This window comes from Thalassospira sp. GB04J01, from assembly GCF_000751115.1.
Lineage (GTDB): Bacteria > Pseudomonadota > Alphaproteobacteria > Rhodospirillales > Thalassospiraceae > Thalassospira > Thalassospira lucentensis.
Map to the genome: position 1 here is coordinate 368287 of NZ_CCDX020000015.1, position 15317 is coordinate 383603.

The following is a 15317-nucleotide window of genomic DNA, read 5'->3' on the forward strand; positions in this document are numbered from 1 at the left end:
AAGCTGCTTTTTTGGTTAAACCTTGGCATGTCGCGCTGGTCTAGGCTGGGCAGGCTTTTGGGGTGAATGATCAGGCTTGGAAAGGTGTCCGACTTCACATCGAAATCGGCGAAGATTGGAAAAGATCAATATCAACCTATTGTTTTCATCATACGAATGGGCTTATATAGAAGATATAAATATAAAAACTATGGGACACGCGCCTGACTGCAAAAACGGCATGTAGATGCCGCCCAAACAGGAAGTTAGGGAGCCAGAGCGCGTTATGTCGGATACGACATTTGAAGTACGGGTTCAGCGGGGGGATCGCTGGATCATTCATTCGACATTTGATGTCGAAAAAGAAGCGGTAACAGAAGCTGAAAAGCTTCTGAAAACCAAGGTTTCGGCCGTGCGCGTTGTCCGTGATTGGGAACGTGGCGACGGTAAGCATATCGAAAAGGTCCTTCTTGAAAAAGAAGGGGCTGGCGACGAAGAAGAAAAAGACGTGCGTGTCACGTCGATTGACGAAGCGCCGCTGTGCGAAACCGACAATGACCTTCTCCAGAAAGAAAGCCGCGCGACCATCAACCGGTTGCTGCGCAAGTATTTTGAACAGGAAATCCTGACTCCTTGCGAGGTAATGTACAATTACCAGAATCTGCGCAAGTTGATGTTCCATGACACCCTGATGCCGACTGCGGTCGACAAGGTTGCCGGGCTGCATGCCAAGGCAACCGACGGCGATCATATTGAGGCGATGAACAATCTGCATGGCGCGATTGAGCAGCTTGCGGCCCGCGCCCGTGAGGTTGAAAAGGTTGATCTTCCTGAATTTGAAGACGCAACAATTTCAGAAGTGCGCGACGAAATTCGCCGCCTCAATTTGGCCGAAGATACTGATTTCCTTACGATGGTAGCGCTAACACGCGTTATGTCATCGACGCGAAACTGGGTTGGCAAGCTTGATCTTGCGCTTAAGGTCAAAGGCGACGAGAAAGACGAAGCCGCCCGGAAACTGCTTGATGATGTCATCGCAGATATTCTGGGATCCCCGGTTGCACTTAAGGAACTGCTTGGCAGTTCACGCAGCTTCGGCGAAGCGGTCACGCTTCACATTGATCTGGCGCTGGGGCGGGCTAAGGGCAATCGCGGTGCCGCGAATGATATTCTTGAACTGATGAACCCGCTGTTTGGTTCGGGCCTTTTGGCGACCAGTCAGGAAGCGATGTTTGATTACATCGTGCGTGAGCTTAAAAGCCCCAATAACCTGACGCGCCACGAAAGCGATCCGGACCCGTTGACCGATATTCTGGATCGGTTGGTGACGGAAAATGGCGTTATCTATGGAACGCCAATGACGGCAGCACTGGCAGAACGTGGTGCGCGGTTGCGCAACGTTGGTGGTCCGCGCGCCATGATCGAAGGAGTCGAGGAAATCTGCGGGCGCCTGATCCCCAACTGGCGCAAGCTGACTTGGCTGATTGCGGTGGCCAACAGCGGTGTCGCCGAAGGTTTCGAAGACGAGCTGTATGGCATGATGACCGATGCGGTCAAAGACATGCGTGCACTGCGGGCGTTTTGTGATGCCGACGCAAAGCCGCGTGACAAGATGGCCAATGTCAAACATATGAACGATATCCTTGAAGCATCGGTTGTGCCCGATGACAAGAAAAAGGAAATCGGTGGCAAGCTTGATGACGGGCTGGCGGATTATCTGGTGCGCGAAAAGGTGATTGAGCGGATCGACAACCCGTCACTGCATTTGCGCAAACGCGCCTATATGCTGGTGCAGTTTTGTTCCAGCGGCGTGCTGATCGAGGGCAAATCGGCCAACATGGCTCGAAAACGGGTGGTCGGGTACCTCAAGCAACCGAACTTCACTGACAAGCTGGTTGATGACATTACCGACATGCCCGCCAAGGAAGGCACCATTCGTGACTTCTATGCGCTTTTGCAACGAAGCGGGTTCTAGCGACCGTTCTTTCTGACAAGCTGGCGAATACACAACACCCCACCAAGCCATAGTGGCAAGATTGGTGGGGTGTTTGTCGTTGTTGCCAGTTTTGATTTCCGGCATTCTTGGGGTGCGTTAGGGAGATCACACTATGTCAGCACAAATATCCGATACCCGGTTGATCGTTTGCTACGCCTATGACGAGGTCATGAGCCTTGATATCGTCGGGCCGTTACAGGTGTTTGCGACTGCCAATGATGAATTATCATCGCTGGGTCGTGCGCGGACTTACGAGAATATGGTCGTGGCAGATGAAGCAGGCCCAGTCAGAACGTCATGTGGTATTCGGCTTCATGCCGACATGGCGTTGCGTGACCTTGATCTGGCTGGTGTTGATACCCTGCTGATACCGGGGGGCAACGGAATGCCCGAACGCGGCAAGGATAAAGCGTTGCATCAATGGGTCCGTGATGCGGAAGAACGGATCGCGCGTCTGGGTTCTGTGTGTTCCGGTGCCTTGATCCTTGCCGAGGCAGGAGTGCTTGATGGGCGCATGGCGACAACCCACTGGTCGCGGTGCGATGAAATGGCGCGCGATTTTCCAAAAATCAAAATGATGGGCGACCGTCTGCACAGCTATGACCCCACGGGGTTTGACGGCGATCCACATGTTTTCACATCCGCGGGTGTAACCGCCGGGATTGATTTGGCATTGGCAATCGTCGAGGCCGACTTTGGCCGTAACCTTGCCTTGTCCGTCGCCCGCCGGTTGGTGATGTTTTTAAAGCGCCCTGGCGGACAGGCACAGTTCAGTTCCTATCTGATCCCGCAAAAGGGGGCGACGGCGCGCCTTGCCGGTTTGCTGGCATGGTTGCCGGGCCATCTTGAACAGGACCTGTCACTTGACGTCCTGGCGGGTAGGGCAGGAATGACACCCAGGACATTTTCACGCGTGTTTGCGCGCGATATGGGCATGAGTCCGGCGCGATACATCGAACGGATCCGGGTTGAGGCCGCAAGGGCATTGCTACAGGACGAAGCCATGACGATTGCAGATGTCGCGACCTTATGCGGCTTTCGCCACCCTGAGACCCTGCGGCGTACGTTTCAACGTCATTTGGCCGTCAGCCCGCAGGAATATGTTGAACGGTTTGCCCGAAAGTCACTTTCACCCGTTTAGGACCTGATCCTTAACACCTGTCATGACGGGCGAATATTTATCTTAAAATTGAATGCTTTTTGGGAGTTGGAAACATGTTGTTGCTGACCAATGGATCATTGCGTCTGCTGTTTATCGCACAGGCACTTTATTGGTCCTGTTCACTGATCGGGATTACGCTAACCTCGATTGTTGGCGTGTCGCTTGCACCAACGGCGGCGTTGGCGACTTTGCCTTTGGGCATTTTGATGCTTGGTAATCTGGCGTCTGTGCATCCGCTGTCGATGATCATGCAGAACTATGGCCGACGCACAGGCCTGTTTCTGGGGGCAGTGTGTGGCGTTGCGGGCGGACTGTTGCTATCGGTGGGGATTTACATCGGCGCATTCTGGCTGGTCGCAGCCGCACCTTTTCTGATCGGGACCTATCAGGCATCTGCGATGTATTACCGCTACGCCGCCCTTGAAACAGTTGATTCCGCCCATAAAGGCCGTGCCGCAGCACTGGTTGTCGGTGGCGGTGTCTTGGCCGCGCTGATCGCACCGGAAATTGCTGCGTCCAGTCGTGACATGCTGCCCGTCCCATTTGCCGGTGCGTATGTTGCACTGGCGGCGCTGGCGGCTGTGGGCGCGCTTTTAATGCTGATGTTGCCTGATGGCGGTATTCCGGTCAAACCGCACACCAGTCGGGGCATCATGCGGGACCTTTTGCGCCGTCCGGCCATTCGTGGGGCGATCGCGGTCAGTGCCAGTGGTCACGGCATCATGGTGCTGGTGATGACGGCAACGCCGCTTGCCATGAAGTATTGCGGTTTTGATGTCGATGTATCGGCCAATGTTATTCGCTGGCATCTGGTTGGCATGTTTCTTCCGGCTTTTGTTGCTGGGCCGATGATTGATCGGTTTGGTGCACGTCGTGTCGCGGTTCTGGGCAGTGGGGTGCTGGTGGCCAGTGTAATTGCGGCCTTGTCCGGGGTGACGGTTACGGCCTTTTTGGTCAGTTCGTTTTTGCTCGGGATTGGCTGGAACATGATGCTTCTGGCGGGTACGACCTTGTTGGGCAAAGGACACACGGAGGCCGAACGTGGCCATGCGCAAAGCCTGATGGAATTGGGCAACGGCATTACCGCAACCATCGCATCCGTCATATCAGGGGCGCTGATTGCCGGGGCCGGTTGGGATTTGATCAATTATGGTGTGCTGCCGTTCCTGTGTGTAGCGCTGATCATGATGTGGCGCGCACGGCAGGACCAAATTCCGGCCAACGTCTAAAGCAAGATAAAAGAAACCGCCGGTCATCGCGACCGGCGGTTGGAGTTGCGAGACGAGCGGGGAGGCTCGCCTCGGCGCGATTAACTGCCCGGCGCAAAAGGTTGTGTGAGGTCCGGGCAATAAAAAACCGGCCATCAGGCCGGTTGTGCGTTCATTGACGGGGCATTGCCCGCGACAAATTCCTTGATCTTCTGCAACACGAACTCTCGCGAGCTGTTTTCACGGGTGCGGAAAAGAACCTCGCGATCCTGAATGACCAACCCCATATACACCGGATCGGTATAACCTTCCGGGGTCATTTTGAGGGCGCGAAGAGTGTGGCCGAAATCATCGGTGCTCTGATAGATGGTACGCATGTTACTCCAACCAGCTTGTAGCGTCTTCTGACGGTGAAAAACCAATCGACTGTCGCTTTATGACAGGTGTTTTTTGCCAACAGATGACAGCTGTGTGATGGTTTGAAGACTCTTTTGGCTTTCAACCGCAAAATGCCATGAGACGGGGTCTCAAAAAGCTGCTGGTTTTATTTGATGGGCCTGTTAAAAAGAAAACGTCGTAAACGCTGGTTTCGGGCATTGACACACGCCGTGCCGGTGTTTAAGAAAGGCGTCGTTCCGCAGGGAACACCAAGGACATAGAGGGCAAGTGGCCGAGTGGCTGAAGGCGCTCCCCTGCTAAGGGAGTATAGGGTCAAAAGCCCTATCGAGGGTTCGAATCCCTCCTTGCCCGCCAATGTTAAAGGCACCCCAAAAGGGTGCCTTTTTCTTTGCCTAAATGGCAGAAAACTTCCTTCTCAAGCGTTGTCTAGGTATCGGGGGCTCGCATTTTTGCGAAAAGCCCTCATCTGATCATGACTGCGATACCACAATGATTGAGGAAAAAATGCCCAGTAAAACGACAGTTTACGCAGGATGCATAACCAAAGCGGTTGCCGTTGCCTGTGCGATGTTCTCAACGCCATCGGTGATGGCGCACGCGTCAAACAGCGCGCATGATCATGGATATGTCGAAATCGCACAAAGCGGCGGTATTTTTTCCGATGAAGAACGCCGCATCATCCGTGATGTTCTCGCTGTCGCAACTGGGACCGTTGATGCCGATCAGGGGCACGGCAACGACAAAGGCGGTAAAGGTAATGGAAACAAAGGCAAGGGCAACAAAGGCCTGCCGCCGGGAATTGCCATGAAGCTTGAGAGGGGTGGTTCGTTGCCACCAGGAATTGCCAAGCGCGACCTTCCGGCTGATCTGCGCGCACGCCTGCCAAATCGCACAGACGGTGCTATCCGCCAGATTGTCGGCAATGACGTCGTTCTGATCCAGAAGGGCACCGAGCTTATTCTTGATGTGATCTCGGACGTCGTGCGCAACTAGATTAAGTGTTTGACGATACACAAACAAAAAACGCGGCGAAGATTTTCGCCGCGTTTGTCATTTTACGCCGCTGCCCGAGTGATCAGGTGAAGGCGTTGAACGTGATGATGGTCTGGGTGTCCTTGATATTGGGCAGCTTGTGGATCTGTTCGTTCACATAGCGCCCGATATCCTGTTCGTCTTCGACATAAACTTTGACTAGAAGTTCGAACGGGCCGGAAATGGAATAGACTTCCGAGACACCCTCGACTTCTTCGACAAGATTGGCGGCGACGTCATAGGCTTTGCCCAATTCGCATTTCACGAAGATGAAAAAGGGATGCATCGGCAGTGCTCCAGTAGGTTTGAATTTCAGATAAGCTATCGCGACACGGCAGGGCTTGCAATCTTATCGCGCGTGTAACCGGTTTAAGAGAAGACACGCCAACCCGATCCGCGGCGGTTAAATCAGTTTTTTAAAGGCGTGCTCGGCGCGTGCGTCAACCGCACTTTGTGTCAGGTTCCAAACGGTGGTGCCTTCGGTTTCAGCCGTCAGGCTGGCTATGGCCAAACCTTCGGCAACCGCATCATCCATCGTCGCGCCCGGTTTGGTAAACCGTGACAGGAAGCCTGAATAAAACGCATCACCGGCCCCGTTTACGTCGCAAACCTTTGTTGGCAAGGGATGCCAGAATGCCGTGCTGTCGCCAGACGATGACACAACACCCTTTGCCCCCAGCGTAATCACCACGTCACAGACACCTTTGCCGCGCAGAACGTCAATGGCGGTCTTTGCCTGATCAATCTCGTTGATTTCAATGCCGGTCAGGACTTTTGCCTCAGCCCGGTTGGCGATCAAAAGGTCAAGCTTGTCAAGAACCGGGGCAAAGCGCGCACCCTTGCTTGGTGAAACGGTTGCTGCACAGAATTTTGAGCTGCCCTTGTTTTCCGTCAGCCAGTCAATGGTGGGGGCGGGCAGATTGGCATCAATCAGCCACCATGGCCACGCCTGAAGGTTGGCCAGTTGATCCCTCAAAAGATCAATGCTCAGCAGGTCATAGACTTCGGCATCCATCATGCCCAACGCCAGTTCGCCAGTTTCATCGAGCACGGCGGTATAGCCTGCTGTATGCTTACCGTCGAACTTGTGCATCCGGCGGGTATCGATCCCCAGTTCAGACAGGGCGGCAATGACCTGTTCGCCGTCACCGTCATCCCCAACCGCGCTCAGCATTGCGACATTGTTGCCAAGCAACCTCAGATGAACCGCAATATTGCGCGCAACACCGCCGGGTTTGCGGTGCAGGGTTCTGACGGGGTTTGAGGCCGCCGGGACAAACTGTTCCGTACATTGCAAGGTGCGGTCAAAATGAGCGGCACCAAAACAAAGAATATTGGCCGAGGGCGTGATCACAGGTTGTTGCTCTTTGTGGTGAGGGTCAGGGAGTGACAGGCAATTTCAAACAAGCGACTTTCTAAGCCGCGACACCGATCAAAGGCAAGAAAAACAACAAAGGGCGACCCACGTGGCCGCCCTTTGATATCTTATGCCATATGTGCGGCACTTATTTCAGCATGATCCGGTCACCCGCCATCGGGGTCATTGGCGACTTCATACCGATATAGTCGGCAACCGCCTGTTCAAGGTTCGGACCAAAGTCATAGACATCGGTGGCATTATCCCGGAACAGGGCATAGCCATCGCCGCCATTGCGCATGAAGTCGTTCGAGACAACACCATAGGTCTTGTTCATATCAATCGGCGCATAACTGTCCCCCTCGGCGACCATGACGTTTGAAACACGCGACCCAACCGGTTTGGACAGATCAAGATCAAATTTAAGACCGGCGACTTGTGGGAACTGGCCTTTGTCCTCGTCGACTTTCGAAACACCATGTTCAAGCGATGCGACAACATCCTTGCCCGACAGGTTAAAGGTTGCCAGCGCGTTCTGGAACGGCAAAACCGTCAGGACCTCGCCCATGGTCACCGTTCCTTCGTCAATGCTGGCACGCATACCACCGCCGTTTTGAATGGCAATTTGATAGCCGTCGCCCGCTTTCCACAACATCGCATCGGCCACCAATGAGCCCATGGAACATTCCATATGACGGCATGTTTCGCGCGATCCGTCGGCGGGGGCTGTAAAGCTGCCGACATCGACATTGCGAACCGCGTCGACCTTGCCGCTGGACAAGGCAATAACGTCGAGAACGTCCTGGGCCGGTTTTATGCTGGCATCAAGGGCAATTGGTTCACCTGACCACGCGGTTGCGACGCCATCATCGTCAAAGGTAACGTTCAGTTCGCCAAGATAGCGGCTATAGGCGTATGCCTGAACCACAAGAACAGGCTTACCATCCGGTGCGGTTTCAACAACCGGGTAGGGGTAGTTAGCCTTTTCATTGGTATTGGAAAACAGCTGGTTGTCATGACCACCAACAATGACGTCAATGCCACTTACTGTTTTGGCCAGTTCAAAATCCTTGTAGGAACCCGAATGGCTCATGACGATGATTTTATTGATACCCTTAAGACGCAAACGGGCAACGGAATAGCGCAATGCCATCTCGGAATCTGTGATTTCAACCTGATCGCCCGGGCTTGAAATATCCGGGGTTTCTTCCGTTGTGATACCGATCAGGCCAATTTTTTCACCGCCAAGCTCAACAATGATGTCTGGCTTGATTTCACCATCAAGGCTGGATGCGGCGGTTGGATGCACATTGGCCGACAGGACCGGAACAGTGCTGGCTTTGATAAAAGCTTCGAGCACTTCGGGGCCATCGTCAAATTCGTGGTTGCCAATTGTCATGGCGTCATAGCCGGCCATGGTCATCAACTGGGCGGTCAGTTGGCCTCGATAGGTCGAGTAATAAAGGGATCCCTGAAACTGATCGCCACCGTCAAGGGCCAGTACATTCCCCCCTTGCGCCTTGGCATCACGGATGGCGGTTGCAAGGCGGGCATAGCCGCCAAAACATTTTCCGTCGGCATCGTCTTCGACTGAGCAGGTATTGTTGTATTTAGTGACCGATTCAACGCGATCATGAACGTCATTGGTATGAAGAATACGCAGATCATAATCTGCCAATGCGCTTCCGGCGCCAAGGGTCAACATGGTGCATGCCGACAGAAGCCCTGCAATCTTATGTTTCATTATTGATCTCCAGCAATGGGCCAGTTTTGCCGATCCCTCGCAGCAAGCTGGCATGATATGACAAAGCCTTAAACGTGCGGAATGCTAACACCAATTAATCGTCGGTGGTACGCCCGGTTGATGACGGTGCGATGAAAAAACAATTTTCCAACCGTGGCCTGCGCGTTGGGTGCGCATGGTTTTTTATGAAGCCGGTAAAGAATCGGCAGCACAGAATGACCGTGCTACGATGGCGAACATCATAAAACGGGTTTGGTTGATTATTAAGTTTGCCAAGAAAATCTATCGTGCGAAATATCGTCGAACCTGAATGAGGAATGCGCCCTAACCTAAGGGAAACCCCGCAGGAAGGGGACGTGCGACGGCGGAATTGCGGCATGCCTTTTTTGACCAAATGGACAGGTTATACCGCAGTTTGCGCGGTCTTCTATTTACAGGGTGCTATCTTTTGTAGTTACCATAAGCATCTCGCAGTGCAGACATTCCGGTTCAATCCGGTAGAGGGGCCAAATTTTGGTCGCACTGCGGATCAGGTTTTTCGATGAGGGAGTTCCACCGGTTAAGGGCACCGGCGGAAGAATAAACAGAATTCAAGCAAAGAAGGGCATCGGAATGAAAAAGCTTCTGACCTCCGTGGTCGCGGCTGTCGCCTGCTATGCAGGTGTTGCAGCGGCTGCAGAAATCAATCCGGCAGTGGTCTATGACCTTGGCGGCCGTTTTGACCGTTCGTTTAATCAGGGCGCATATAACGGCGCAGAAAAATACAAAGAAGACACCGGTACAGAGTATCGCGACTTCGAAATTCAGAACGATTCCCAGCGTGAACAGGCGATGCGCAACTTTGCACGTCGTGGTATGAACCCGATCGTTGCGATTGGCTTCTCGCAGGCTTCTGCCTTGGAAAAAGTCGCCAAAGAATTCCCGGAAACCAAATTCACCATCATTGATATGGTTGTTGACCTGCCGAACGTTCAGTCCGTGGTCTTTAAAGAACACGAAGGGTCGTTCCTGGTTGGTATTCTGGCCGCAATGGCATCTGAAACCGGTAAAGTCGGCTTTGTCGGTGGCATGGACATTCCGTTGATCCGCAAGTTTGAGTGTGGCTATGCACAGGGTGTTAAATACGCCAATAGCGACGCTGAAGTGTTCCAGAACATGACCGGCACCACGGGTGCAGCATGGAATGACCCTGTTAAGGGTGGCGAGTTGGCCAAATCACAGTTCGACCGTGGCGCAGACGTTGTCTATCATGCGGCTGGTGGTACGGGCGTTGGCGTTCTTCAGGCAGCAGCTGATGCCGGTAAACTGGGCATTGGTGTTGACTCCAACCAGAACGCCCTGCATCCGGGATCGGTTCTGACCTCGATGCTCAAGCGCGTTGATGTTGCTGTTTACGAAGCATTCGAAGCAGCCGCTGGCGATGACTGGCAACCGGGCCTGACCATTCTTGGTCTGGCAGAAGGCGGTGTTGACTGGGCTCTTGATGAAAACAACGAGAAGCTCATCACCGACGACATGAAAGCGGCTGTTGCAAAGGCCAAGGAAGACATCGCTTCGGGTTCGCTTGAAGTGCATGATTACATGAGCGATAGCGCCTGCCCGATGTAAGGCAGTGGTGAAGCAAACCGGGGATTTGTAGTGTCGGATACGATGCATCAAATGCACGGCACCGGGGAAACCGGTGCCGTGCAACCCGCTATTGAACTGCGTGGAATAGACAAGCGGTTCGGAGCGGTACATGCCAATAAGGAAATTGACCTTAAGGTCGATAAGGGAACAATCCACGGTATCGTGGGAGAGAATGGCGCAGGTAAATCGACGCTGATGAGCATCCTGTACGGCTTTTATCAGGCCGACGGTGGCACCATTCATGTCGATGGCAAGCTGTGCGATATCAAAGGATCGGAAGACGCCATTGCCGCCGGTATTGGCATGGTTCATCAGCATTTCATGCTGGTCGAGACCTTTTCTGTTCTGGAAAACGTTATTCTGGGTGTCGAAGGCGGGGCTGTTCTGCGCGACGGGGTCGATAAGGCCCGTGTGGAGCTTGAACGGCTTGAACGCGAATATTCGCTCGACATTGACCCGGATGCAATTGTCGGCGACCTGTCGGTCGGCCTGCAACAACGTGTAGAGATTCTCAAAGCACTGTATCGCGGTGCGGAAATCCTGATTTTGGACGAGCCGACCGGTGTTTTGACACCACAGGAAGCGGATCATTTGTTCCGTATTCTAGCAACCCTGAAGGAACAGGGTAAAACGGTCGTGCTGATCACCCATAAATTGCGCGAAATCATGGCTGCGACGGACAATGTGTCTGTCATGCGCCAGGGCGCAATGGTGGCGGATCGTAAAACTGCTCTAACCAGTCCCGAAGAGTTGTCCGAACTCATGGTTGGCCGCCGTGTATTGCTCCGCCTTGAAAAAGGCGAAGCCAATCCGGGGGCGACAGTTCTTCAGGTGAACGATCTTTGTGTTGATAACGCCCAAGGTGTTCGCAAGGTCAAAAATGCAAGCTTTACCGTGCGTGCCGGTGAAATTGTCGGCATCGCCGGGGTTTCAGGCAACGGGCAAAGCGAACTTCTCGAAGCTCTTGGCGGTATTCGATCAGCCAGTGAAGGCAGCGTTTTACTTAACGATCAGGATGTGACACCGGGCAAGGGCGTTGATGCGGCCGAACTGCGCAAACGCGGCGTTGCTCATGTGCCAGAAGACCGGCATCGCATGGCGATGGTTACTGGCTTTACGGCAAAGGAAGCCGCCATTCTGGGCTACGAGGATGACCCGGCCTATAACAACGGAATCCTTTTGGACTGGCACGCGATTTCCAAGGCCACGGCGAACATGATGTCGGAATTTGACGTACGCCCGGATGATCCCGATTTAAAAGCCGCCAATTTCTCCGGCGGCAACCAGCAAAAACTGGTTCTGGCGCGTGAAATCATGCGGGACCCAGAACTGTTGTTGGTTGGTCAGCCGACCCGTGGTGTTGATATCGGGGCCATCGAATTTATTCACAAACGTATTGTCGCCATGCGGGACGCTGGCAAGGCCGTCCTTTTGGTGTCTGTGGAGCTTGACGAAATCATGTCGCTTGCCGACCGAATTTTGGTGATGTGCGATGGTGTCATCATCGGCGAAGTTTCTGCTGCTGAGGCAAATGAACGTATTCTTGGTCTGATGATGGCCGGGGTTGATCCAAACGAAGCCAAGGCAGCGGAGGGACAGGCATGAGTAATGTTGTCCAACTGCCGCGCTGGATAGATGTCGGCGCATTGCCCCTGTTGAACCTTTTGCTGGCACTGGCTGTATCGGCCCTTGTGGTTTTGGCGATTGGCGAAAACCCGATCGAAGTTGTCGAAATTTTGCTGTATGGCGCTTTTGGCTACGACGAGGCATGGGGATATACGCTTTATTACACCACCAACTTCGTCTTTACCGGGCTTTCCTTTGCCGTCGCATTCCATTGCGGTCTGTTTAACATTGGCGCCGAAGGGCAGGCATATGTTGGTGGTCTTGGTGTAACTTTGGCGGCCCTTTATCTTGATTTTCTGCCATTTCCGCTGATGCTTGTCGTGGGCATGATGGCTGCGGCAATTTTTGGGGCGGCATGGGCCTATATTCCGGCTTATTTGCAGGCGCGCCGTGGATCGCACATCGTGATCACGACCATCATGTTCAACTTCATTGCGTCATCCTTGATGGTGTATTTGCTGGTCAATGTCTTGCGCCCGCAAGGCTCAATGACCCCGGAAAGCGAACAGATTGCCGAACATCTGCGGTTGCCGTTCATCCATGACATGGCAGCAGCCTTTGGCATCGACATGGCGTCAAGCCCGCTCAACCTGTCATTTGTCTATGCGATTGCAGCCAGCATCCTTGTCTGGATGTTTATCTGGCATACGCGCTGGGGCTACGCGATCCGCACCGTTGGTGCCAATGCGGTTGCGGCAACCTATGGCGGGATTGATCCGGGGCGCTACATCATCATCGCCATGATGATTTCCGGGGCCTTGGCATCCTTTATGGCGCTGAACGAAGTCATGGGTGTGCAACACCGTTTGCTGATTGATTTTACCGCTGGCTATGGCTTTGTCGGGATCGCGGTCGCACTTATGGGGCGCAACCATCCGTTTGGTATTTTCCTGGCCGCATTGCTGTTTGGCATGCTCTATCAGGGCGGGGCTGAGCTTTCATTTGAAATTCCGACCATTTCCAATGACATGGTCGTGGTTATTCAAGGTCTGGTGATCCTGTTTACCGGGGCGATGGAACATATGTTCCGGCCGCGCGTGACCAAGATTTATACCGCTTGGCGTTTGCGCCGTGACCGGATGGAGGCTGCGTGATGGAAAATTTCGAACTGGTCATTCTGCTTCTTGATGCGACACTTCGCACATCGACACCTCTGATCCTTGCCGCCCTTGCGGGCATGTTTTCCGAACGGTCAGGGACGATTAACCTGGCCCTTGAAGGCATGATGCTGGGCGGGGCCTTTGCGGCTGCTGCGGTGGCCTATTACGCCGGCAGCCCATGGGTTGGGTTGCTTGCTGCGATTGTTGCAACGATCGGCTTGTCCTTGCTGCATGGCTTTGCCTGCATCACCCATAAGGGCAATCAGGTCGTTTCGGGCATGGCGATTAACATCCTGATGTCGGGCTTTACCGCCCTTGTCGGCATTGCACTCTTTGCGCAAGGCGGGAAAACCCCGGCCCTTGATAAGGCATCGCGTTTTCAGCCGATCACGCTTCCGGGTGCTGAGGCCGTTCGGGACGTGCCAATCCTTGGTCCGGTCTATTTCGAACTTCTCAGTGGTCATAACATCCTTGTGTATATCGCGTTCTTTGCCGTTCCGGCGGCATGGTGGGTGATGTATCGTACCCGGTTTGGCTTGCGTCTGCGTGCGGTGGGTGAAAACCCCGGTGCGGTTGATACTGCGGGTATCAGCGTTGTTCTGATGCGCTATCGTGCGGTGGTGTGTTCTGGCGTGCTTGTCGGCATGTCGGGTGCGTATCTTTCAACCGCCCAAGGTGCATCGTTCCTGCAGGATATGACGGCGGGTAAGGGTTATATCGCGCTGGCAGCCATGGTCTTTGGCAAATGGCGTCCGTTCCCGGCGTTGTTTGCGTGCTTGCTGTTTGGGTTTTTGGATGCGGCGGCGACCCGTTTGCAGGGCGTTATTCTGCCCGGTATTGGCGAGGTCCCGGTCCAGTTGGTGCAGGCATTGCCCTATGTGCTAACCGTGATCCTGCTGGCCGGGTTCATTGGTCGCGCCACACCGCCCAAGGCACTTGGCCGTGCCTATGTGAAGGAACGTTAATCGGGATGCGGTTCGGTTGATGGTCTAAAGGGACCATGCGCCGAACCGCGAACCTCCGATTTGTTGCGTTGGAGACATTCATGCAAAGAAAACCGCTCCTTGGCACCATCGCAGTTCTTTCGGCGTTCCTGCCTGGGATCATCGCGACGAGCAGCTCCTTATTCGCAGACGAAACCATCAAACCGGCTGTTGTCTATTCGACGGGTGGCAAGTTCGATGGTGCGTTTAATCAATCTGCATTTACCGGGGCAGAGAAATTCAAAACCGATACCGGCATTGACTACCGCGAATTTGAACTGCGCAATGACACACAAAGCCAGCAAGCCATCAGGACCTTTGCCCGTGACGGGCATGATCCGGTCGTCGTTATTGGTTTTCAGCAGGCGTCCGCATTGGCCGAAGTCGCACCGGAATTCCCCGAAACCCGGTTTGTGATTGTCGATATGGTTGTCGATCAGCCCAATGTGCAGTCGGTTGTCTTTCGCGAACACGAAGGCAGCTTCATTGTTGGCATGCTGGCTGCCATGGCGTCAAACAGCAAGACAATCGGTGCCGTCGGTGGGATGGACATTCCACTTATTCGCCGGATGACCTGTGGCTATCAATTAGGCGCGCACTACGTAAAGCCCGATGCGAATGTTCTGGTGAATTTCGTTGGTACAACCGGCGCGGCATGGAACGATCCCATCCGTGGCGGTGAACTGACCAAAACCCAGATCGGGAAGGGAGCGGATGTTGTCCTGCAACTGGCTGGCGGAACGGGGATTGGCGTTTTGCAGGCGGCTTCTGACGCCAAGATTCTTGGCATCGGTTCAGATGCCAACCAGAATGGGTTACACCCCGGGCAGGTTCTGACATCCATGGTCAAACATGTTGATGTTGCGGTGTATGAGGCCTTCAAGGCGGCCCGCGAAGGGAACTGGCAACCGGGCATCAAAAGCCTTGGCTTGGCCGAGGGTGGCATTGACTGGGCGCTGGATAAAAACAACCGTGATCTGATGACCGACGATATGAAATTGGCCGCCAAACAGGCAAAGGCCGACATTATCAGCGGTAAAATAACGATCCATGACTACATGACAGATAACACGTGCCCGAATTAGGCTGCACGGATATAGAA

The 15317-nt window shown here is 53.9% G+C and carries 13 protein-coding genes and 1 tRNA gene; 10 read left to right on the top strand and 4 right to left on the bottom strand.

Features of this window, described 5'->3' with window-relative positions:
- The first annotated feature begins 265 nt into the window (after window positions 1–265).
- The 3 genes from AMM48_RS17465 (at window position 266) to AMM48_RS17475 (ending at window position 4366) form a co-directional block, all read left to right on the top strand.
- Window positions 266–1954 (top strand): hypothetical protein, encoded by a 1689-nt coding sequence (locus tag AMM48_RS17465; protein WP_022730687.1) that lies wholly within the window; start codon window positions 266–268, stop codon window positions 1952–1954.
- Window positions 1955–2087: 133 nt separating this feature from the next.
- On the top strand, window positions 2088–3116 hold the full coding sequence (locus AMM48_RS17470) for a GlxA family transcriptional regulator (RefSeq protein ID WP_102785075.1): 1029 nt from the start codon (window positions 2088–2090) through the stop codon (window positions 3114–3116).
- A 74-nt stretch (window positions 3117–3190) separates the two neighbouring features.
- Window positions 3191–4366 carry an MFS transporter gene (locus AMM48_RS17475; RefSeq protein ID WP_102785076.1) on the top strand — a complete coding sequence of 392 codons (1176 nt, stop codon included), beginning with the start codon at window positions 3191–3193 and terminating at the stop codon, window positions 4364–4366.
- 134 nt (window positions 4367–4500) lie between these two features.
- On the opposite strand, the gene AMM48_RS17480 is transcribed toward AMM48_RS17475, so the two are convergent.
- A complete protein-coding gene (locus AMM48_RS17480) occupies window positions 4501–4722 on the bottom strand; it encodes a hypothetical protein (RefSeq protein WP_022730690.1) in 222 nt (73 codons plus the stop codon).
- A gap of 283 nt (window positions 4723–5005) precedes the next feature.
- Here AMM48_RS17480 and AMM48_RS17485 point away from each other — a divergent pair.
- A tRNA-Ser gene (locus AMM48_RS17485) sits at window positions 5006–5098 on the top strand.
- Between the two features lie 150 nt (window positions 5099–5248).
- Entirely contained in the window at window positions 5249–5737 is a 489-nt protein-coding gene (locus tag AMM48_RS17490; RefSeq protein ID WP_244271278.1) for a hypothetical protein, read from the top strand.
- Between the two features lie 82 nt (window positions 5738–5819).
- On the opposite strand, the gene AMM48_RS17495 is transcribed toward AMM48_RS17490, so the two are convergent.
- The 3 genes from AMM48_RS17495 to AMM48_RS17505 form a co-directional block, all read right to left on the bottom strand.
- Window positions 5820–6062 (bottom strand): Lrp/AsnC ligand binding domain-containing protein, encoded by a 243-nt coding sequence (locus AMM48_RS17495; RefSeq protein WP_022730692.1) that lies wholly within the window; start codon window positions 6060–6062, stop codon window positions 5820–5822.
- A 117-nt stretch (window positions 6063–6179) separates the two neighbouring features.
- Entirely contained in the window at window positions 6180–7130 is a 951-nt protein-coding gene (locus AMM48_RS17500) for a carbohydrate kinase family protein (protein WP_244271279.1), read from the bottom strand.
- A gap of 151 nt (window positions 7131–7281) precedes the next feature.
- Window positions 7282–8877, bottom strand: coding sequence for a bifunctional metallophosphatase/5'-nucleotidase (locus AMM48_RS17505; RefSeq protein ID WP_102785077.1), 1596 nt, complete (start codon window positions 8875–8877; stop codon window positions 7282–7284).
- A 612-nt stretch (window positions 8878–9489) separates the two neighbouring features.
- Between AMM48_RS17505 and AMM48_RS17510 the strand changes: the two genes are divergently transcribed.
- From AMM48_RS17510 to AMM48_RS17530, 5 genes are all read left to right on the top strand, one after another.
- Window positions 9490–10485 carry a BMP family ABC transporter substrate-binding protein gene (locus tag AMM48_RS17510; RefSeq protein WP_022730695.1) on the top strand — a complete coding sequence of 332 codons (996 nt, stop codon included), beginning with the start codon at window positions 9490–9492 and terminating at the stop codon, window positions 10483–10485.
- A 51-nt stretch (window positions 10486–10536) separates the two neighbouring features.
- Window positions 10537–12111 carry an ABC transporter ATP-binding protein gene (locus tag AMM48_RS17515; RefSeq protein ID WP_102785148.1) on the top strand — a complete coding sequence of 525 codons (1575 nt, stop codon included), beginning with the start codon at window positions 10537–10539 and terminating at the stop codon, window positions 12109–12111.
- Complete coding sequence (locus AMM48_RS17520; protein WP_102785078.1) at window positions 12108–13226, top strand: ABC transporter permease; 1119 nt, start codon at window positions 12108–12110, stop codon at window positions 13224–13226. Before AMM48_RS17515 ends, AMM48_RS17520 begins: the two co-directional genes overlap by 4 nt.
- A complete protein-coding gene (locus AMM48_RS17525) occupies window positions 13226–14197 on the top strand; it encodes an ABC transporter permease (RefSeq protein ID WP_102785079.1) in 972 nt (323 codons plus the stop codon). Before AMM48_RS17520 ends, AMM48_RS17525 begins: the two co-directional genes overlap by 1 nt.
- A gap of 80 nt (window positions 14198–14277) precedes the next feature.
- Entirely contained in the window at window positions 14278–15300 is a 1023-nt protein-coding gene (locus AMM48_RS17530) for a BMP family ABC transporter substrate-binding protein (RefSeq protein ID WP_102785080.1), read from the top strand.
- Window positions 15301–15317: the final 17 nt, after the last annotated feature.